Origin of the sequence: Erythrobacter donghaensis (genome assembly GCF_001557325.1) — a bacterium.
Lineage (GTDB): Bacteria > Pseudomonadota > Alphaproteobacteria > Sphingomonadales > Sphingomonadaceae > Erythrobacter > Erythrobacter donghaensis_B.
Genome location: NZ_LSJS01000292.1, coordinates 1 through 18,472 on the forward strand (window position 1 = coordinate 1; position 18,472 = coordinate 18,472).

General features: G+C 68.3%; 21 protein-coding genes. 5 read left to right on the forward strand and 16 right to left on the reverse strand.

The genetic code is table 11. The annotated features are described in order from the left end of the window. Positions 1–342, forward strand: a 342-nt coding sequence (locus AX692_RS20320; RefSeq protein WP_073977780.1) for a hypothetical protein, incomplete at its 5' end; no start/stop codon positions are given. Positions 343–403: 61 nt separating this feature from the next. Next, positions 404–1,348 carry a hypothetical protein gene (locus AX692_RS16390; protein ID WP_073974153.1) on the forward strand — a complete coding sequence of 315 codons (945 nt, stop codon included), beginning with the start codon at positions 404–406 and terminating at the stop codon, positions 1,346–1,348. Here the strand turns inward: AX692_RS16390 and AX692_RS16395 are convergent. The 12 genes from AX692_RS16395 to AX692_RS20325 all read right to left on the reverse strand — a co-directional run bounded on the left by AX692_RS16395 (position 1,345) and on the right by AX692_RS20325 (position 9,863). Further along, positions 1,345–1,575, reverse strand: coding sequence for a hypothetical protein (locus tag AX692_RS16395; RefSeq protein ID WP_073974152.1), 231 nt, complete (start codon positions 1,573–1,575; stop codon positions 1,345–1,347). The two genes, AX692_RS16390 and AX692_RS16395, sit on opposite strands and share 4 nt — an antisense overlap. A gap of 337 nt (positions 1,576–1,912) precedes the next feature. After that, complete coding sequence (locus AX692_RS16400) at positions 1,913–2,278, reverse strand: HesB/IscA family protein (protein ID WP_073974151.1); 366 nt, start codon at positions 2,276–2,278, stop codon at positions 1,913–1,915. Further along, positions 2,275–2,769: a GNAT family N-acetyltransferase gene (locus tag AX692_RS16405; protein ID WP_073974150.1), complete on the reverse strand. Its 495-nt coding sequence runs from the start codon at positions 2,767–2,769 to the stop codon at positions 2,275–2,277. Before AX692_RS16405 ends, AX692_RS16400 begins: the two co-directional genes overlap by 4 nt. Beyond that, positions 2,766–3,203 (reverse strand): SUF system Fe-S cluster assembly protein, encoded by a 438-nt coding sequence (locus AX692_RS16410; RefSeq protein ID WP_196489993.1) that lies wholly within the window; start codon positions 3,201–3,203, stop codon positions 2,766–2,768. The genes AX692_RS16405 and AX692_RS16410 overlap by 4 nt, the downstream gene beginning before the upstream one ends. Before the next feature lie 5 nt (positions 3,204–3,208). Continuing rightward, positions 3,209–4,384, reverse strand: a complete 1,176-nt coding sequence (locus AX692_RS16415) for an aminotransferase class V-fold PLP-dependent enzyme (RefSeq protein WP_419470479.1) — start codon at positions 4,382–4,384, stop codon at positions 3,209–3,211. Positions 4,385–4,437: 53 nt separating this feature from the next. After that, positions 4,438–5,139: a SufD family Fe-S cluster assembly protein gene (locus AX692_RS16420; RefSeq protein ID WP_419470478.1), complete on the reverse strand. Its 702-nt coding sequence runs from the start codon at positions 5,137–5,139 to the stop codon at positions 4,438–4,440. Between the two features lie 65 nt (positions 5,140–5,204). Then, entirely contained in the window at positions 5,205–5,948 is a 744-nt protein-coding gene (gene sufC / locus AX692_RS16425; RefSeq protein WP_073974146.1) for a Fe-S cluster assembly ATPase SufC, read from the reverse strand. Positions 5,949–6,030: 82 nt separating this feature from the next. Beyond that, positions 6,031–6,564, reverse strand: a complete 534-nt coding sequence (locus AX692_RS16430; protein ID WP_073974145.1) for a DUF559 domain-containing protein — start codon at positions 6,562–6,564, stop codon at positions 6,031–6,033. A gap of 1 nt (position 6,565) precedes the next feature. Further along, on the reverse strand, positions 6,566–7,009 hold the full coding sequence (locus tag AX692_RS16435; RefSeq protein ID WP_073974144.1) for a hypothetical protein: 444 nt from the start codon (positions 7,007–7,009) through the stop codon (positions 6,566–6,568). Beyond that, complete coding sequence (sufB, locus tag AX692_RS16440) at positions 7,006–8,487, reverse strand: Fe-S cluster assembly protein SufB (RefSeq protein WP_073974143.1); 1,482 nt, start codon at positions 8,485–8,487, stop codon at positions 7,006–7,008. The genes AX692_RS16435 and sufB overlap by 4 nt, the downstream gene beginning before the upstream one ends. Further along, on the reverse strand, positions 8,484–8,924 hold the full coding sequence (locus AX692_RS16445) for an SUF system Fe-S cluster assembly regulator (protein ID WP_073974142.1): 441 nt from the start codon (positions 8,922–8,924) through the stop codon (positions 8,484–8,486). Before AX692_RS16445 ends, sufB begins: the two co-directional genes overlap by 4 nt. Positions 8,925–9,017: 93 nt before the next feature. Next, on the reverse strand, positions 9,018–9,863 hold the full coding sequence (locus tag AX692_RS20325) for a helix-turn-helix transcriptional regulator (RefSeq protein WP_073974141.1): 846 nt from the start codon (positions 9,861–9,863) through the stop codon (positions 9,018–9,020). A gap of 491 nt (positions 9,864–10,354) precedes the next feature. Between AX692_RS20325 and AX692_RS16455 the strand changes: the two genes are divergently transcribed. The 3 genes from AX692_RS16455 to AX692_RS16465 all read left to right on the forward strand — a co-directional run bounded on the left by AX692_RS16455 (position 10,355) and on the right by AX692_RS16465 (position 15,104). Beyond that, positions 10,355–11,401, forward strand: coding sequence for a quinone-dependent dihydroorotate dehydrogenase (locus AX692_RS16455; RefSeq protein ID WP_073974140.1), 1,047 nt, complete (start codon positions 10,355–10,357; stop codon positions 11,399–11,401). A 9-nt stretch (positions 11,402–11,410) separates the two neighbouring features. Beyond that, positions 11,411–13,132, forward strand: coding sequence for a gamma-glutamyltransferase (gene ggt / locus AX692_RS16460; protein ID WP_073974139.1), 1,722 nt, complete (start codon positions 11,411–11,413; stop codon positions 13,130–13,132). 175 nt (positions 13,133–13,307) lie between these two features. Next, positions 13,308–15,104, forward strand: coding sequence for an AMP-dependent synthetase/ligase (locus AX692_RS16465; RefSeq protein WP_073977205.1), 1,797 nt, complete (start codon positions 13,308–13,310; stop codon positions 15,102–15,104). Between the two features lie 15 nt (positions 15,105–15,119). Here AX692_RS16465 and AX692_RS16470 read toward each other — a convergent pair whose 3' ends face one another. From AX692_RS16470 to phbB, 4 genes are all read right to left on the reverse strand, one after another. Continuing rightward, positions 15,120–15,578 carry a hypothetical protein gene (locus AX692_RS16470; protein WP_073974545.1) on the reverse strand — a complete coding sequence of 153 codons (459 nt, stop codon included), beginning with the start codon at positions 15,576–15,578 and terminating at the stop codon, positions 15,120–15,122. 69 nt (positions 15,579–15,647) lie between these two features. Beyond that, entirely contained in the window at positions 15,648–16,238 is a 591-nt protein-coding gene (locus AX692_RS16475) for an NADPH-dependent FMN reductase (RefSeq protein WP_073974546.1), read from the reverse strand. A gap of 122 nt (positions 16,239–16,360) precedes the next feature. Next, complete coding sequence (locus tag AX692_RS16480; RefSeq protein WP_155644858.1) at positions 16,361–17,287, reverse strand: hypothetical protein; 927 nt, start codon at positions 17,285–17,287, stop codon at positions 16,361–16,363. After that, entirely contained in the window at positions 17,287–18,450 is a 1,164-nt protein-coding gene (gene phbB, locus AX692_RS20830) for an acetoacetyl-CoA reductase (RefSeq protein WP_419470477.1), read from the reverse strand. Before phbB ends, AX692_RS16480 begins: the two co-directional genes overlap by 1 nt. Between the last annotated feature and the right edge of the window lie 22 nt (positions 18,451–18,472).

An 18,472-nucleotide genomic window follows, 5' to 3' on the forward strand; every position in this document is an offset into this window, starting at 1 on the left:
GCCGCCGCCGCTCCGCGCCCCGGCTTCCGCCCCGCCGCCGCCGCGACCCCGCGCAGCACCATCGTCGTGGTGCCCGAGGTAATGGCGCCCGCCGGGCTCTCCGGGGTGATCGGCGCGCCTGCCGCTGCGCTCACCTCCCGCTTCGGCAGCCCCCGGATCGACCTCGCCGAGGGCGACGCGAGGAAGCTCCAGTTCGCCGGCCCGACCTGCGTGCTCGACATCTACCTCTACCCGGTCGCCGCCGCGGCCGAGCCGACGGCGACCCACGTCGCTGCGCGCCTCCGGCAAGGCGGCGCGCCCGCCGATCCGGGCGCCTGCCTGCGCGAGATAGAGCAGAGGTAACCCGGTCTTAAGCCTGTCCGTGGCATGACCGGCCCCGAAGACCACAGGGGACGTAACCACCGTGACCACCCAATTCCTCCAAGTCGCGCGGGCGGCTGCCGCCGATGGCCAGATCACCGCCGACGAGCTCCTCGCCCTGCGCCGCGAAGGCTGGGGTGACGGCATCATCACCCGCGAGGAAGCCGAGGCGCTGTTCACGCTCAATCAGGCGCTGCACCACCGCAGCCCCGAATGGGTCGACTTCTTCGTCGAGGCGATCGGCGAGCACGTCCTCAACGGCACCCCGCCGCGCCTCCAGTGCAACCTCGAGGAAGCCGAGTGGCTGATCGCGCAGGTCGATGCCGATGGCAAGGTCGACAGCATGGCCGAGCTCGAGGCGCTGGTGCGCATCCTCGAGCGCGCCGAGAACACCCCCGACCGGCTCAAGGACTATGTGCTCGCCAAGGTCGAGCATGCGGTGCTCCACGGCGAAGGGCCGACCCGCCACGGGGGCGACCTCAGCGCCACCCACATCACCGCCGCCGAATGCCGCATCCTGCGCCGCGTGATCTTCGCGAGCGGCGGCCATGGCCCCGCCGCGGTCACCCGCCACGATGCCGAGATGCTGTTCCGCATCAAGGACGCGACCCTTGCCGACGAGAACGCGGCCGAGTGGGACGACCTGTTCCTCGACGGCGTCGCCAATTTCATGAAGGGCTTCGCGCTCCCCAGCGCGCAGCTCAGCCACGAGCGCAAGCGCGAGCTGGAAGCGTTTGTCGCCGACAACCAGGTCAATCTCGGCCGCTTCATGGGCCGCGTCGCGCGCGAGGTGCCCAATGTCGCTAACCACTTCGGCCTGGTGTTCGGCAAGAAGAAGCCGGCCGGCCCCGATTACGACGCGCTGGCTGCCGAGGGCGAGAAGGTCACCACCTATGAAAGCGAGTGGCTGGACCGCATGATCGAGGCCGACGGCGAGGTCGACGAGCTCGAAACCCGTCTGATCGCGCGGCTCGCGCAAGCGGACTAACCGCCGCCGTAGTGCCCGCCGCGCAGCTCGCTGAGCGCCAGCGCGAGGTGGATAATCTCGGTCTCGATCCGGGGCTGATCGTCTGGAGCGACCCCGGCGGCCAGCTGTGCCTCGAGCGCGGCACGCTCGCCCTCCATCCGCGCGATGATCGCCTGCACCTCGCGCCCGCGCTGCGCGTGCATTTCGGCGAGCCGCTCAGGCGGAAGACCTGTCCCGGATCCGGCCATTCGGGGGCAATATCAACCGGCGGAGATGCGGGCGGCGGTCACTCGCCCGGCGCGTCCAGAGCAGCAGCGGCACCGCCCAGCAGGGGAGCTGGCCCGCGCGGCGGGACCGCAGGCGCCGGGAGGCCCGCCTCCGGCGGTTTGCGGCGAGGCCGCGGCGTGCTGCGCATGATGTCGGCAAGCGATCCGGCACCGGGCCGGTCGTCGGCTCGTGGGCCACGACGGCGCGATGCAAATGTCTCGCGGGCCGCCAAGGCAACCATTCCGACCCCGACAATGATGCCTGCGAGAGCGTCGAGGATGTCGCGCGGTCCTGAATCCTTGGTGGGCATGGCCCCGATTATACCATGAAACTTTCGCCGCAGCCACAGGCGCCCTTGGCGTTGGGGTTTTCGAACACGAAGCCCGCAGTGAAATCGTCCTCGCGCCAGTCCATCACGCTGCCGACAAGGTAGAGCACGGAGGCGCCGTCGATGTAGAACACGCCGCCGGGGGTGACGATCTTCTCGTCGAATTTTGCCTCGGTGGTGACGTAGTCGACCGAATAGGCGAGGCCCGAACAGCCGCGGCGCGGGGTCGAAAGCTTGACGCCGATGGCGTCCGCCGGGGCCTTGCTCATCAGCTCGGCGATGCGCGCCTCGGCGCTCGGCGTCAGGGTGACGGCGGCCTTCGGGGCGGGGCGAGGCGTCGTGGTGGTGTCGGTCATGTCAGCCTCTTCTGCCAGAACAGCGCGTGCCCGGTGGCGGGATCGAGCTGGTAGTCGCCATAGCCTTCGCGGGCGTAGAGCTGCCGCGCCGGATTGCCGCTCAGCACTTCCAATGTGATCTTGCAGGCCCCGCGCTTCAAGGCCTCGGCCTCGACAGCTTGCAGGAGCGCCTTGCCGATCCCGCGCCCGCGCGCCTCCGGGAGCACGGCGAGATCGTGGAGATTGACCAGCGGCGCGGCGGCGAAGGTCGAATAGCCCATGAAGCAATTGGCGAGCCCGACCGCCTTGTCCTCAAGCCGCGCCAGCAGCGAGAAGGCCTGCGGGTTCGCCGCCAGATCATCGGTCAGCCGCGCCTTGACGCCATCGCGCAGCGGTTCACCCCCGCCCATCGGGTCGCGCGCATAGGCATCGAGCAGCGCCACGACGTCGGCCGCATCCCGGGGATGGCGGTAATCCGCGAGGGTAATCGAGAGGGTCGCGGTGTCGCTCACAGCATCCCCAGTTCGAGCCGCGCCTCGTCGCTCATCTTGTGCGGGCCCCAGGGCGGGTCCCAGACGAGATTGACCTCGGCATCGCGGATTCCCGGCACGCTCGAGACGCGCAGCTCGACCTCGCCCGGCATCGATTCCGCGACCGGGCAATGCGGGGTGGTGAGCGTCATGGTGACGGTGGCGTCGGCATTGTCGTCGACCTCGACCCCGTAGATCAGGCCGAGATCGTAGATGTTGACCGGAATTTCCGGGTCGAAGATCTCGCGTAGCGCCTCGATCACCGCGGCCTGCAGGTCGCTGCCTTCTCCGCCGACCGCATCGGGCGCGGGCTTGGCGGCGAGGAAGCCGTCGAGATAGTCGCGGGTGCGAGGGCCTTCGGTGTCGATCGCATCCTCGACACGGGCGCGGGGGGGCTTTTCGGCTGAGCTGTCCATCGCTCTCATCCTCTTCCAAAAATCTTGCGGGTGCGGGCGATCCCGGCGAGCAGCGCGTCGACATCGGCCTCGGTCGAATAGAGGCCGAAGCTGGCGCGGGCGGTGGCGGGGACGCCGAGGTAGTCCATCAGCGGCTGGGCGCAGTGGTGCCCGGCGCGGATCGCGACATTGCTCTCGTCGAGGATCGTGCCGAGGTCGTGGGGGTGGATATCGTCAAGCGCGAAGCTGACGATCCCGGCGCTGTCGGCGGGGCCGAACAGCGTGACGTCATTCATCGCGCCGAGTTCGCGGCGCAAGCGGGCGACCAGCGCCTGCTCGTGCGCGTGAATGCGCTCCGGACCGATTGCGGCGACGTAATCGGCGGCGGCGGCGAAGGCGATTGCCTCGGTGATCGCGGGGGTTCCGGCCTCGAAGCGCTGCGGCCCGCTGGCGTAGGTGGTCTTCGCGAAGGTCACCCGGTCGATCATCGCCCCGCCGCCCTGATAGGGGGGCATTTCGGCGAGCAGTTCCCTGCGCGCCCACAGCGCCCCGATCCCGGTCGGACCGTAGAGCTTGTGCGCGGAGAAGACGTAGAAGTCGCAGCCCAGTGCGGCGACATCGACCCCCATGTGCGGCGCGCTCTGGCATCCGTCGAGCAGCAGCTTCGCACCGACCTTGTGCGCCATGGCGGCAGCGCGCGGGGCATCGAGCAGCGCGCCGGTGACGTTCGAGACATGGCCGAAGGCGGCCAGCTTGTGCTGTTCCGTCAGCATCGCCTCGGCGGCATCGAGGTCGATGCGGTGATCGTCCGTCAGCGGGCAGACGTCAATGATCGCGCCCGCCTCTTCCGCCACCATCTGCCAGGGCACTATGTTCGAGTGATGCTCGGCCTGCGAGAGGAGGATGCGGTCGCCTGCATTGAGGTTCGCGCGGCCCCAGGTCTGGGCGATCAGGTTGATTGCTTCCGTGGCGCCGCGGGTAAAGACCAGCTCTTCCTCGTGCCCGCCGATGAAGCGCGCCACGGTGCGCCGCGCGGCTTCGTAAGCGAGCGTCATCTCGGCCGAGCGAGTGTAGACCCCGCGGTGGACGGTCGCGTAATCCTCGCCCAAAGCGCGCGCCATGGCGTCGATCACCGCGCGCGGCTTCTGCGCTGTGGCGGCGGTGTCGAGGTAGTGCCACGGCTTGCCGTCCGCCGTGACCATGCCGGGGAAATCGGCGCGGAGGTCTGCCAGAGGGGGGAGGGTGGAAACGTCGCTCACAGCTTGGCCCCCTCCAGCGCGGCGAGCGCCGCTTCGAGCAACCGCTCGCGCTCGCCCTCGTCCTCCAGCGCGACGAAGGCGTCACCGATGAAGGCCTGCACCAGTAGCCGCTGTGCTGTGGCCGGATCGACCCCGCGCGCCATCATGTAGTAGCGTGCGGCCTCGTCCAGTGCACCCACCGTGGCACCGTGGGCGCACTTGACGTCATCGGCGAAGATTTCGAGCTGCGGGACGGCATTGGCGCTCGCCCCGGCTTCGAGCAGCAGGCCCTTGAAGTCCTGCGCGGCGTCGGTCTTCTGCGCATGGCGCGCGACCTTGATCTCGCCGAGGAAATTGCCCGTCGCCCCGGACCAGTGGACTGCGCGGATGGTCTGGTTGGAGGTTGCCTCGGGCTCGGCATGGACGACCTGCGTCACGAATTCGCGGGTGACGCCAGCACCGCCGATGGTGACGCCGCCGAATTCGAAATGGGCGCCTCGCGCTAGATGCACCTCGATCTCGACCCGGGTGTAATCGCCGCCTGCATTGGTCACGAAGAACGCGGCGCGCGCGCCCTCGCCCAGCGTCACGCGGAAGCGGTGGAGTTCGGGCGCGTCGGAGCCGACGACGAGACAGCGCGTCAGGCTCTCTCCGGCGGCGACGTCGACCCCCTGCCACTGGTCGAGCGCCGCAACGCCAAGCCGCGCCACGCCGTCCATGTCGGCATAGCGCCAGGCCTCGTCACGCCGCGTCGGCAGACGGGAGGTGGGGAGGGTCGCTACTGTCACGCCATCACCGCGTCATAGCCCTCGGCCTCGAGCCGCAGCGCGAGTTCCGGCCCGCCGGTCTCGACGATGCGGCCACCGGCGAGGATGCTCACCTTGTCGGGCTTCACGACGTCGAGCAGGCGCTGGTAGTGGGTGATGAGGAGCACGGCCTTGTCGGGCGCGCGCATGATCGCGTTGATCCCCGCGCCGACGATCCTGAGCGCGTCGATATCGAGGCCCGAGTCCGTCTCGTCCAGCACCGCGAAGGCGGGGTCGAGGATGCCCATCTGCACCATCTCGGCGCGCTTCTTCTCGCCGCCCGAGAAGCCGACATTGACCTGCCTTTTCAGCATTTCCATGTCCATCCTGAGCAGGCCCGCCTTGTCCTTGGCGAGCTTCAGGAACTCGCCGCCGCTGAGGGGCTCCTCCCCGCGCGCCTTGCGCTGGGCGTTCAGCGCCTCGCGCAGGAACTGGACGTTGGAGACGCCGGGGATCTCGACCGGATACTGGAAGCCGAGGAACAGGCCCTTGGCGGCACGTTCGTGAGGCTCCAGCGCCAGCAGGTCCTCGCCGCGGAAGGTCACGCTGCCCTCGGTCACCTCGTAGCCGGGTTTGCCGCCGAGCACGTTCGACAGGGTCGATTTGCCCGCGCCGTTGGGCCCCATGATCGCATGGATCTCGCCCGCGGGGACGGAGAGGGTGAGGCCCTTGAGGATCGGCTTGTCGCCGACGGAGGCGTGGAGGTTGGTGATTTCGAGCATGCTTACCTCAGGATCAGAACGGCGAGGATGACGGTGATCACGCCGAGAGCGAATGCGATGGCGGCATTGCGCTGATTGGGGGTCATCGGGGTTGCCTTTCCGTGCGCGGCTTGGGGCGCGAATAGGTCTGCTTGGGGTTGGCCGCTTTGTGCGCGCGGGCGGCTTCCTTCTTCTCGGCGATGCGTTCACGCATGGCGATGGTGAGGCGCTGGAGCACGGCGTCAATGTCTTCGAGGATGTCCTTGGCGGCGATGCGCATCACCCGGATGCCGACCGCCTCGAGGCTCTTGTCGCGGCGCTTGGCGAGGGTGTCGTTCTGCCCCTCCTCGTCGATCGCCAGCGCGAGGCCGAGGTTGTGGCAGTTGAAATCGACGATCGCGCTGCCGACCACGGCGTGGCGCTTGAAGGTGTAGCGGCCCATGTCGGCGGCAGCGAACTTGGCGGCGAGCGCCTTGTGCGCCTCGGACGAATGGCGGCGGAGTTCACGCGCCTGTTCGTGCAGCGCATCGAGCCGCTTCTCCGAAATCTCCCACCCGCGCCCCTTCTTCTTGAGCGCGGGGGCTTCGGCGGAGGAGGCAGCCTCGGGGTTGAGGGCGAGGGTCTTACGGGTGGTCAATTCATTCTTCCACGATGCGAGCGTTCGGGCCGATGGGCTTTCCATCCTCATCGAGTTCAACGGGTATGAGCATCACGCTCTCGACGTCCTCCAAAGTCTGAAACACTGTTTCCATGCGCGCGGCGACGTCACCTTCGCCCTTCTGAGCGAGAGCGGTTGCAGCCAGAAAAATTGCCTCGTCCCGTTGAAAGAAGCAGGCTCCTTTCACCTCCGCTGTAAGCGAGGGGTCCCCCATGCCTCGCAATAGTGTTTGGCGACCCATCAATTCTGCTGAGAGACAGCGAACATAGGGCACGATGGCAAAGGCGAACTCGCTCGGTATTGTAAGTGAGTTCCCAATAACCGGACCCTCACTGACAATAACGGGCGACTTACCCTCCTCGGCATCATCTATCTGGGGCTGGCCAGAAAGCATGGCCACGGCGCTGAAAGCAATCCAATTCATCCCACACTCCCCTCAAGCGAAATCGCCAGCAGCTTCTGCGCTTCGACCGCGAACTCCATCGGCAGCTCTTTCAGCACGTCCTTGGCAAAGCCGTTGACGATCAGCGCCACGGCTTCCTCTTCGCCGAGGCCGCGCTGCATCGCGTAGAACAGCTGTTCGTCGCTGATCTTGGAGGTGGTCGCCTCGTGCTCGATCTGCGCGCTGGGGTTCTTGACCTCGATATAGGGCACGGTGTGCGCGCCGCATTGATCGCCGAGCAGGAGGCTGTCGCACTGGGTGAAGTTGCGCACGCCGCTCGCGGTCGGGCCCACGCGCACCAAGCCGCGATAGGTGTTGTTCGACTTGCCTGCCGAAATCCCCTTGGAGATGATCGTCGAGCGGCTGTTCTTGCCGTTGTGGATCATCTTGGTGCCGGTGTCGGCCTGCTGGTAATTGTTGGTGACCGCGACCGAGTAGAACTCGCCGACGCTATCCTCGCCGTTGAGCACGCAGGAGGGGTACTTCCACGTCACCGCAGAGCCGGTTTCGACCTGCGTCCAGCTGACCTTGGAGCGGTCCCCCTGGCACAGCGCGCGCTTGGTGACGAAGTTGTAGATGCCGCCCACGCCCTCGGCATTGCCGGGATACCAGTTCTGGACGGTCGAATACTTGATCTCGGCATCGTCGAGCGCAACCAGTTCCACCACCGCGGCATGGAGCTGGTTCTCGTCACGCATCGGCGCGGTGCAGCCTTCGAGGTAGCTGACATAGGCGCCCTTGTCGGCGATGATCAGCGTGCGTTCGAACTGGCCGGTGTTCTCGGCATTGATGCGGAAATAGGTCGAAAGCTCCATCGGGCAGCGCACGCCTTCGGGCACATAGACGAAGGTGCCGTCGGAGAAGACCGCCGAATTGAGGCAGGCGAAGTAGTTGTCGCGGGTGGGGACGACGCGGCCCAGCCACTGCTTCACGAGTTCGGGATATTCGCGGATCGCCTCGGAGATCGAGAGGAAGATCACCCCTGCGCGCAGCAGCTCCTCGCGGAAGCTGGTGGCGACGCTGACCGAATCGAACACCGCGTCCACCGCGACCTTCTTGGCGCCCTTCACCCCGGCGAGCACTTCCTGCTCGCCCAGCGGAATGCCGAGCTTGTCGTAGACACGCTTGATCTCGGGATCGAGCTCGTCGAGGCTGCCCAGCTCGATCTTCTTCTTGGGCGCGGCGTAGTAATAGGCGTCCTGATAGTCGATCTTGGGATAGCCGACCTTGGCCCAGTCGGGCTCCTCCATGGTCTGCCACAGGCGGAAGGCCTTGAGGCGCCAGTCGAGCATCCACTGGGGCTCGTTCTTCTTGGCGCTGATGAAGCGGACGGTGTCCTCGTTGAGGCCCTTGGGCGCGAACTCGGTGTCGATTTCGGCCGACCAGCCATGCTCGTAATCGGCGACCTTGGCCGCCGCCTCGCGCGCCTCGCGGTCCTGCACTTCGATATTGTCGGTCATGCCAGATGATCCTCGGTGATGGGGGTCGGCGCCGGTGCGACCGGGCCGCGCAGCTGGGCAAGGGTGATGCCGGCCAGCGCGCCGCGCAGCGCGTTGTTGATGATCGGCCAGTGCGGCTTCATGTTGCAGCCGCTCTCGAAATCGCAGGGGCTGTGGTCGATGCAGGCGGTGAGCGCGATGCGCCCCTCGATCGCCTCGACGATGTCCGCGACAGTGATCGCCGCCGCGGGCCGTCCGAGCTGGAGGCCGCCATGGGCCCCGCGCACCGAGCGCAGCAGGCCCGCGGCGGTGAGCTTCGAGACGAGCTTCTGCACCGTCGGCACCGGCAGCCCGGTCTCGGTCGCAAGCTCCGCGGCGCTCACCCGCCCGTTGCCGCAATGGAGCGCGGCCTGGCACATCGTGATGACGGCATAATCGGCAAGGTTCGACAGGCGCATTGCGAGCGGTTCTCAATTCCGACGGAATCAGTCCGAATTGGAATTAGGAGCACTTCGTTCGCATTACAAGCCGCCAATGCGGCGGGCAGCGTCTCATTCGGCGGCGGACTTGAGCGGCACGCCCGCATCGCCATGCGCGGCCGGATCGAGCAATTCGTCCGCCAGCGTCTCGCGCCGGAACTGCGAGGGCGTGCGCCCGGTGTAGCGGCGGATGTCGCGGATCAGATGCGCCTGATCGAAGAAGGTCGCCATCAGCTGGTCGTGCGTCTCCCGGCTGAACCCCGGCTGCGACAGCAGCATCGCCGCCCGCAAGGCGCGGAAGCGCTTGAGCACCTGCGCCGGGGCCACGCCGAAGAAGCGCCGGCAGATGCGCTGGACCTGGCGCGGCGAGATGCTGAGGCTGGCATAGAGATCGGCGAGCGCCGGGTCGAAACCGCTCGCCAGCCAGCGCCCGATCGCCTCGACCACCGCTTCGTGATCGGGCCTGAGGCTGTGGGGCGCGGCCGCGATCACCTCGGTCAGAACGGCACATACAGCTTCGGGCGCGATCCGCCCCTCGCGGCAATCGGCAGCGGCGGCTTCGAGCGCGGCGATCTGTTCGGGCGTGAGCACCGCCTCGGCCGGGAGCAGCCGGTCGTGGACCTCGTCGGCCGGAAGCCCGGCGAGTCGCTGCCACGCCATGTGGGTGAGCGACGCGCCGATCTGCAAGACGGGGCCTTCGAGCACCGCGCGGGCGCTGCGCAACTGGGGTGCGTTGATGAAGACGGGCGCGGAGGTGCCGGTGGTGCCGTCGGCGAAAGTGAAGTGCACCCGGCCGCGCACCATCACCAGCAGCTGCGCCGAATAGGCCGGGATCGCCTCCTCGATCTCGCCGGCTTCGGTCGCGATGGTGTAGAAGGTGTGCACCAGCGCCTCAGCCTCGGTCGCAGGTGCGATCATTTTCGTGCGAGACGGCAACCCACAACACCCCCGGCAGCCGGGAGCCCCCCTGATCTGGTTTCGCGCGACCCCGCGGGGTTGCTGGCCCCGAGGCAGTCCTGATGCGCAACCGCTGGCCGCTTGTCCAGTCGCAAGAGTGTCACAATCAGCGCCGCTCGGCCGTGCGGTCTCCGATTGTCCCGACCCGGCAGGGCGCACAAGCATCGCCGCGCCACGCCGGGGAGCGGCAGGCGAACGGCCGGATCGAAAAAAGGGCGACCCTCCGCGATCGGAAGGCCGCCCATTGAGTTGAGGAACTCTTTGCATTGCTGCTCCGAGCCCTTCGGGTCGCGAGGGGGGAAATAGCCACGGATTCGGCGGGGGGATTGTATGCAAGCGACACACAGCGGTGCCGGACGGCCCGGAGACTTGTAAGTCTGCGTCAATCTGCATCGGGCGGCGGGCAGCAGGCAGGCTCGACACGCGCGCCGGCCTCGCATAGGCGATCGGCCATGCTGTTCCGCCTGATCCGACCCGCGATCTTCGCGCTCGATTCCGAAACCGGGCACCGCCTCGCGCTGCGGGCGCTGGCGGCGCTGCCGGCCCCCGCCCGGGCGCCTGCCCCTGCGCTCTCCGGACCGCTCGCAGTGGAGGTGGCGGGGCTCGCCTTTCCCAATCCGGTGGGCGTGGCCGCCGGGTTCGACAAGGATGCCGAGGTGCCCGATGCGCTGCTCGGATTGGGCTTCGGCTTCACCGAAGTGGGCTCGATCACGCCGCTGCCGCAGGCGGGCAACCCGAAGCCGCGCTTGTTCCGGCTGGTCGAGGATCAGGCGGTGATCAACCGCATGGGCTTCAACAATGGCGGGGGCGAGGCGGCGCTGGCGCGGCTGCGCGCGCGTGCGGGGCGGCCGGGGATCCTCGGGGTCAATATCGGGGCCAACAAGGACTCCGCCGACCGCATCGCCGACTATGCGGTTATGGCGCGGATGATGGCCCCGGTTGCCAGCTATCTGTGCGTCAACATCTCCAGCCCCAACACCCCCGGCCTGCGCGCGCTGCAGGACGAGAGCGCGCTGACCGGCCTCATCGATGCGGTGATCACGGCGCGCGCAGAGACGGGCAGCACGCCTCCGATCTTCCTCAAGGTCGCCCCCGATCTTGAGCCTGCCGATATCGACGCGATCGCGCGCATCGCCATCGACAAACAGCTCGGCGCTTTGGTGGTGTCGAACACCACGATCAGCCGCCCCGCCCTGCGTTCGCATCACGCGGGCGAGACCGGCGGGCTGTCGGGCGCGCCCCTGCGGAGCCTCGCCACCCAGCGCCTGCGCGACTTCCGCAAGGCGACCGGCGGCGCAATTCCGCTGGTCGGCGTCGGCGGCATCGCCACCGCCGAACACGCCTGGGAGCGCATCCGCGCGGGCGCCAGCCTGGTGCAGCTCTATTCGGCGATGGTCTACGAAGGCCCCGGCCTCGGCGCGCGGATCGCGCGGGGGCTGGAGGGCCTGATGCGGCGCGACGGCTTCGCCAGCATTGCCGAAGCGGTGGGAAGCGAATAGCACGGGGCCATGCGCATTTTCCTCAGCCTCGCCGCCCCCTTCGCCCTTGTTCTGAGCGGTTGTGCCACGACCGGGGCCGACGAGAACCCGGCGGCCTCGGAAACGCCGTTCCAGCCCGCCGCAGTCAGCAGCGCCGATCCGCGCGCCACGGTGGCTGGCGAGATGATCCTTGCGCAGGGCGGATCGGCGGTCGATGCGGCCATCGCAGTGATGCTGGCGCTGACCGTGGTCGAGCCGCAGAGCTCCGGCATCGGCGGGGGCGGCTTCATGGTGCGCGCCGATGCGGAAAGCGGCGCGCTCGTCACCTATGACGGGCGCGAGACTGCGCCGGCCGCCGCCACGCCTGCCCGCTTCCTCGATGCTTCGGGCAAGCTCCTCCCGCGCGATGCCCGCGTCTTCTCGGGCCTCAGCGTCGGGGTGCCGGGCAACATCGCGCTCGCCGCCAAGGCGCACGCGGCGCACGGCAAGCTGCCCTGGGCCAAGCTGTTCGAGCCCGCGATCGCGCTCGCCGAGAACGGCTTCGTGATGAACCGGCGGCTTTACGAATCGCTCAAGGGCAACAAGGGCCGCGCCGACAAGTCGGACTATGCGCGCTCTGTGTTCTTCGGCACCAATGGCGAGCCGCTGCCGGTTGGCAGCACTGTGCGCGTGCCCGCGCTGGCCGAAACCTTCCGCACGCTCGCCGCCAAGGGCCCCGCGGCGTTCTACGGCCCCGCGCCCGCCGCCGCGCTTGCCGAGCACGTCGCTGCCGCGACCCCGCAGGACGGCAAGATGACCGCCGCCGATGTCACCGGCTACACCGCCAAGGCGCGCCCGCCCGTCTGCACGGTCTACCGCGTCTACAAGATCTGCGGCATGGGGCCGCCGTCCTCGGGCGGGATCGCGGTGGCGCAGATGCTCGGCCAGCTCGAGCGCTTCGATCTCGCCGCGCTCGGCCCCGAGAGCCCGGTCTTCTGGCACCTCTTCATCGAGAGCCAGCGCCTCGCCTATGCCGACCGCGAGCTCTATTCGGGCGACAGCGATTTCGTTGATGTGCCGACCGAGGGTCTCGTCGACCGCGCCTATATCGCGACCCGCTCGGCGCTGATCGATCCGGCCACGACCATCGCGAGGCCCGAGGCCGGGATGCCCCCCGGCGCGCCGCTCGCCCGCGGGGACGGGCCCGAGGAGCCCGAGAACGGCACCACCCACTTCGCCGTGGTCGATGCCGAGGGCAACGCGGTCAGCTACACCTCGACCATCGAGGGCGCCTTCGGATCGGGGCTGCATTTCAACGGCTTCTACCTCAACAACGAACTCACCGACTTCACCCTCACCCCCGAGGCCGATGGCAAGCCGGTCGCCAACCGGGTCGAGGGCGGCAAGCGCCCGCGCTCGTCGATGGCGCCGACCATCGTCTATGACGAGCGGGGCGAGGTGGTGCTGGTGATCGGCGCGGCCGGCGGGCCGACGATCCCGGTCAGCGTCGCGCGCGGCATCATCGGCGTGCTCGACTTCAAGCTCGGGGCGCAGGACGCGCTCGCGCTGCCCTTCGCGATGGCCTTCGGCGATACCCTGCTGATCGAGGAGGGCACCGCGCTCGTCGCCATGCAGGAGCAGCTCGCCGCGCTCGGCCACAAGGGAATCCGCATTGCGCCCGCGCCCATCAAGGCCAACGCGCTGGGCCGCCGCGCCGACGGCAACTGGGAAGTGGCGACCGAGCCGCGCCTCGTCAGCGTGGTTACACCCTGACAAGCCCGCCGCAGGTGCTTGCCGCTACGGCTCACACCCTCTAATCAGGGCCCCAAGCGGGGTCGCGCCTGAACCCCGGACAATGTCTCGAAGGGATCAGGAGCCTTTGCCAGTGCATTCCCCCACGCTGCCCCATTCTGCCCGCGCGGTTGCCAACCCTGCGGACCCGCAGGTCTTGCAGGATATCGACAACGCGCAGAACCTCGTGGAGTTGTTTCTGAAGCGCGCGGACGAGAAGGGCGACGCGCCCTTCCTCGGCCACAAGAGCGGCGGGCAGTGGGTGACGCAGACCTGGCGCTCGGCGGCCGAGCAGGTGTGCCTGATGGCCGAAGCGCTGCGGGCGATGGGCCTCGAGGATGGTGACCGCGTCGCGCTGGTCTCCGAGAACCGGCCCGAGTGGTGCATCGCCGATCTCGCGGTGATGGCGGCGGGGTGCATCACCGTGCCGACCTACACCACCAACACCCGCCGCGATCATGCCCACATCCTCGACAATTCGGGCGCGCGGGCGGTGTTCGTCTCGAACGAGAAGCTGCTCGCCCCACTGGTGGGCGCGATCAGCCAAACCGGCCTCGTCGAGCACGTGATCGGCTTCGAGAACCTGAAGCGCCAGCAATCGGGCAGCTTCGAATATCACGATTGGGCCGCGCTCCTCACCGGAGACGCTGCCGCCGCGCGCGCCGCGGTCGATGCGCGCATCGCCGGGATCGCGCGCGAGGAAACCGCCTGCCTCATCTACACCAGCGGCACCGGCGGCGCCCCGCGCGGCGTGATGCAGCACCACGGCGCGATCCTGTGCAACGTCGCGGGCGCGGCCGAGGTGCTGCTCACCGACTTCGGGATCAAGGACGAGCGCTTCCTCTCCTTCCTGCCACTCTCCCACGCCTACGAGCATACCGGCGGGCAATATCTCCCGATCGGGGTGGGCGCGGAGATCTTCTATTCCGAGGGGCTCGAGAAGCTCGCCAGCAACATCGAGGAGACGCGCCCGACGATCATGGTCGTCGTCCCGCGCCTGTTCGAAGTGCTGCGCAGCCGGATCATGAAGCAGGTCGAGAAGCAGGGCAAGCTCGCGGGCTTCATGATGGACAACGCACTCAAGATCGCGGGCAACAGCCGCGACGGCAAGAAGCGCCTGCGCGACCGGCCGATGGACTTCCTCGTCGAGAAGACGCTGCGGCCCAAGATCCGGCAGAAATTCGGCGGGCGGATCAAGGCGATGGTCTCCGGCGGCGCGCCGCTCAATCCCGAGGTCGGCAATTTCTTCGAGGCGATGGGCCTCACCATGCTCCAGGGCTACGGCCAAACCGAGGCCGGGCCGGTGATCAGCTGCAACCGGCCGAGCGTGGGCCTCAAGATGGACACCGTCGGCCCGCCGATGCGCGGGGTCGAGGTCAGGATCGCCGAGGATGGCGAGATCCTGGTGCGCGGCGAGCTCGTCATGCACGGCTACTGGCGCAACGACGCCGAGACCGCGCGCACATTGAAGGACGGCTGGCTCCACACCGGCGACATCGGGCACCTCGACCACAAGGGCCGGATCGTCATCACCGACCGCAAGAAGGACATGATCGTCAACGACAAGGGCGACAACATCGCCCCGCAGAAGGTCGAGGGCATGCTGACCCTGCAGCCCGAGATCGCGCAGGCGATGGTGAGCGGCGACAAGCGGCCCTACGTGGTCGGCCTGGTCGTTCCCGATGCGGAATGGGCGCTCGAATGGGCGCGCGAGAACGGCGAGAAGTTCGATCTCGCCGCGCTCCAGCAGCTCCCCGCCTTCAAGAACGCGGTGCGCGCGGCGGTCGACCGCACCAACGCCGATCTCTCGGTGATCGAGAAGGTCCGCCAGTTCGCCTTCGCCGACGAGGCCTTCACCATCGAGAACGAGGAAATGACACCCTCGATGAAGATCCGCCGCCACAAGATCCGCGAGCGGTATCAGGAGCGGATCGACGGGCTTTATCGGGGCTAGGACAGCAACGATCCGTCATAAGGCGGAATGGGGTCCGCGGCGCCTGAGCGCAGCCAGCCCGAACGCCAGTGCGAGCCCGATGACGAGGATCGCCCCGGAACTGCCGACGATGAACAGATCGCTCGCAGCGCGCCAGTTGACCCGTCCCTGCAGCAGTGACGGCACGATGATCAGGCCGCGCAACACGAAGATAACGGTGAAGAGAAGCAGGATTGCGCGGGCGAAAGGTAGGCGGCGGATCAGCCCTCCGGCCGACAGGGCATAGAGCGCAAGTCCCGTCAGCAGCAGGGCAATGGCGAGCGTGCTGACCGGAGCCAGGCAGGTCCCAGCACGCGCCGAGGCGACGACTTCGGGCGGAGCACCTACAAAGGCAATCCAGTCCGGCCCCGCGATCAGCACAGCGACATGGAGGAGCGCTCCCGCGGCCAGCAATACAGCGGCGAGCAAAAACGATTCGGTTATCTGCATCTGCATCTACACTTACCCTCGGCGGTTCGGCCACGGGTGGCCGCGCCGGGGCCACCGGTCCAGCACTCAGGCGGATCAATAGGGCGGCTTCGCCTTTTTCCGCTGCGCCTTCGCCGCCGCAGTCCACCACGCCAGATCATCGGCGAAGCGCGGGAACTGGCGTTCGAGCGCCGGGCCACCGCTGCCGGTCGGCTGGCCTGCCTCGTCCAAGGTATCGACCACCGGCCCCACCGCGATCGTGCTGGAGACCACCACCATCCCCATCTCGCCCAGAATGTCGCGCCACGCCAGCGCCGCGCGCACCCCGCCGAAGCGTCCGGCGGAGTAGCTGGCGATGGCGGCGGGGCGCCAGAACCATTCCTCGAGAAAGTGGTCGGTGAGGTTCTTCAGCCCCGGCTGCACGCTCCAATTGTATTCACCGACCACGAACAGGAAGGCGTCGGCGCTGCGGATCTTCCCCGCCAGCGTTTCCAGACCCTCGGGCGCCTCGCCCTTGGGGTATTCCTTGTACATGCGGTCGAGCATCGGCAGGCCTGTCGCAGCCGCGTCGATAAGCTCGACATCCGCCCCGCGCGCGCGCAGCTGCCGCACACAGTAGTCGGCGAGGCGGATCCCCTGCCGGTCGCGGCGGTAGGAGCCGTAGAACACGAGGATGCGGTCGGCCATGGCAAGTCTCCGTCAGCGCGGCAGGCTAGCGGGGTGGCGACGCGCTGGCTTGTCGATTCTGGTTGGTCCGTGCGGTGCGCGCGGCCCTATGAAATAATTCGGGGTGGCCGCGTGCGGGGGCGCTATTCGGCCTCTGCCGCCTCGGCCTCCGGGTTCGGGTCGGCCAGCGGGTCGGCCGCGTCCGCCTCCGCCTCGGCTTCCGCCTGCTGCCGCTCCCATTCGGCACGGGACAGGCGGGTGACGGTGGTGCGGGCGCGGGTGATGCCGTCGCGGAAGCGGCTGCCGGTCATGGTGTATTCCGACGCGTCCTCGCGCCGCCACAGCAAGCCCGCCGCATCGACCTCGAAGGTGACCGAGACGGTGCCGGTGGCGGTGATCGCGGCAGAGGCGGCGGTGGCCTCCTCGGGGGTCAGCGCCTCGCGGCTGATCTCGGCGACCACCAGCGCGGCGCGGGCATCCTCTTCGCGCAGGAAGCCGACGTCGACCGGGCCGGAGCCGGTGAGGATGACCCGCCCCTCCCGCTCGCCCGTGCGCGCCAGCACCACAGGCCCGAGCGCGCCCTTGAGCGCGAAGGCCTGCCCCTCGGCGATCCGGCCCGGCTGCATGCCGAAACCTTCCACCGCCTCGATCGCCGCCTCGGGGTCGCAGCGGACCTGAAATGCTGTCCAGGTAAAGCCCCAGCGCGAGCATACCTCGGTCGTCCATTCCGCCTCGGCTAGCCATGCAGTGTTGCGGGCGGCGAGTTCGTCGGCGTTGAGCAGGGTCATGCGCCCGTCCGCCGCGACCCGCATCCGGGCTGGGAACATCCAGCGCTCGTTGCCGCGAATCTCCTCGGGATCGAAGGGGAGGGCATATTCGAACTCGTTGCCCTCGGGCCTCGCCGCGATCACCCGCTCGGCGATTGCCTGCCTCCCGCTGGACGAACTGCTGCTGTCGTATTCGCCGCCCTCGGTGCTGGTTTCGTAGGTCATCGCCAGCACATAGTCCTGCGCGGCGGCGGGCATCGCGAAGACCAGCGCGGCAGCGGCGAGGGCGTGAGCGAGGCGCATCACCCGGCGTGCCCTGCCGCGCGCCATTGGCGCACCAGCCGGGAGCCGATCCCGAATTCCGCCATCGCAAGGAACAGCGTCATCAGCAGGGCCCAGCTCTCCGGCGCGGCCAGCCCCGCCGCGCCGCCCGCGATGAACGCCGCGCCCAGCCCGTGGAACACCCGGCCCCCATACATCACCGGAAACACGAGGTAGCGCAGCCCCACTCCGATGGCGACGATCGGGATGGCGGCAAAGGGCTCCGCTTCGAGGCGCAGCCAGCCGACATAGAACCCCGCGAGCAGCACCGGCACGGTCGCGGCTCCGATCCATTCGAGCCGCTTGCCGGGGCCTGCTGCGGGCGCCTTGAAGCCGTATTTCGTCACCAGCTGCGCCACCGGCGCGATCGCGAGGCCGCACACGAACAGGGTGAAGAAGGCGGTCTTGGGGCCTGCAGTGAGGAATGCGAACGTGGCGGCGAGCCACGCAATGCCTGAGACCAGCACCCCCGCGCCGCCGTTCTCGCTGGTGAGGAACGCCACCCCGCGGGCGATTTCCTCCGCCATGCCGAGGCGGCCGACGGGGATTTTCGCGACGATCTTTTCGAGCACCGGCGCGGGCACCGCGGCGACCATGTCGGTGTCGATATAGCCCGGCGCGATGGCGTTCACCGTCACCCCGAACTTCGCGCCTTCCTGCGCCAAGGCCTTGGTAAAGCCGTGAATTCCGCTCTTCGCGGCGGCATAGTTGACCTGGCCGTATTGCCCGGCCTGCCCGTTGATCGAGCCGATATTGACGATCCGCCCCCACCCGCGCTCGCGCATGCCGGGGAAGGTCGCCTTGGCCATGTTGAAGCACCCGCCGAGGTTGATGCGCAGCACCTCGTTCCAGTCGTCGAAGCTCATCTTGTGGAGCGTGCCGTCGCGGGTGATCCCGGCGTTGTTGATCACGATGTCGACGGGGCCGTGCTCCGCCTCGACCTGCGCCACGCCGCTCATCGTTGCATGATGATCGCCCACGTCCCACTTGTAGGCGGGGATGCCGGTTTGCGCGGTGAACAGCCGGGCCTTCTCCTCGTTGCCGGCATAGTTGGCGATGACGGTGTGGCCCTGGCGCTGGAGCCGCTTGCAGATCGCCTCCCCGATCCCGCGCGTTCCCCCGGTGACGATGGCTACACGGCCCATGGCATTCTCCCCTTGGCGTTAT

Excerpts from the sequence above, each read along its gene's own strand:
- AX692_RS16395 (WP_073974152.1), bottom strand. The coding sequence starts at position 1,575 with ATGGCCGGATCCGGGACAGGTCTTCCGCCTGAGCGGCTCGCCGAAATG.
- AX692_RS16400 (WP_073974151.1), bottom strand. The coding sequence starts at position 2,278 with ATGACCGACACCACCACGACGCCTCGCCCCGCCCCGAAGGCCGCCGTC.
- AX692_RS16410 (WP_196489993.1), bottom strand. The coding sequence starts at position 3,203 with ATGGACAGCTCAGCCGAAAAGCCCCCCCGCGCCCGTGTCGAGGATGCG.
- AX692_RS16415 (WP_419470479.1), bottom strand. The coding sequence starts at position 4,384 with ATGGTCACGGCGGACGGCAAGCCGTGGCACTACCTCGACACCGCCGCC.
- AX692_RS16420 (WP_419470478.1), bottom strand. The coding sequence starts at position 5,139 with ATGGACGGCGTGGCGCGGCTTGGCGTTGCGGCGCTCGACCAGTGGCAG.
- sufC (WP_073974146.1), bottom strand. The coding sequence starts at position 5,948 with ATGCTCGAAATCACCAACCTCCACGCCTCCGTCGGCGACAAGCCGATC.
- AX692_RS16435 (WP_073974144.1), bottom strand. The coding sequence starts at position 7,009 with ATGAATTGGATTGCTTTCAGCGCCGTGGCCATGCTTTCTGGCCAGCCC.
- sufB (WP_073974143.1), bottom strand. The coding sequence starts at position 8,487 with ATGACCGACAATATCGAAGTGCAGGACCGCGAGGCGCGCGAGGCGGCG.
- AX692_RS16445 (WP_073974142.1), bottom strand. The coding sequence starts at position 8,924 with ATGCGCCTGTCGAACCTTGCCGATTATGCCGTCATCACGATGTGCCAG.
- AX692_RS20325 (WP_073974141.1), bottom strand. The coding sequence starts at position 9,863 with ATGATCGCACCTGCGACCGAGGCTGAGGCGCTGGTGCACACCTTCTAC.
- AX692_RS16455 (WP_073974140.1), top strand. The coding sequence starts at position 10,355 with ATGCTGTTCCGCCTGATCCGACCCGCGATCTTCGCGCTCGATTCCGAA.
- ggt (WP_073974139.1), top strand. The coding sequence starts at position 11,411 with ATGCGCATTTTCCTCAGCCTCGCCGCCCCCTTCGCCCTTGTTCTGAGC.
- AX692_RS16470 (WP_073974545.1), bottom strand. The coding sequence starts at position 15,578 with ATGCAGATGCAGATAACCGAATCGTTTTTGCTCGCCGCTGTATTGCTG.
- AX692_RS16475 (WP_073974546.1), bottom strand. The coding sequence starts at position 16,238 with ATGGCCGACCGCATCCTCGTGTTCTACGGCTCCTACCGCCGCGACCGG.
- AX692_RS16480 (WP_155644858.1), bottom strand. The coding sequence starts at position 17,287 with ATGCGCCTCGCTCACGCCCTCGCCGCTGCCGCGCTGGTCTTCGCGATG.
- phbB (WP_419470477.1), bottom strand. The coding sequence starts at position 18,450 with ATGGGCCGTGTAGCCATCGTCACCGGGGGAACGCGCGGGATCGGGGAG.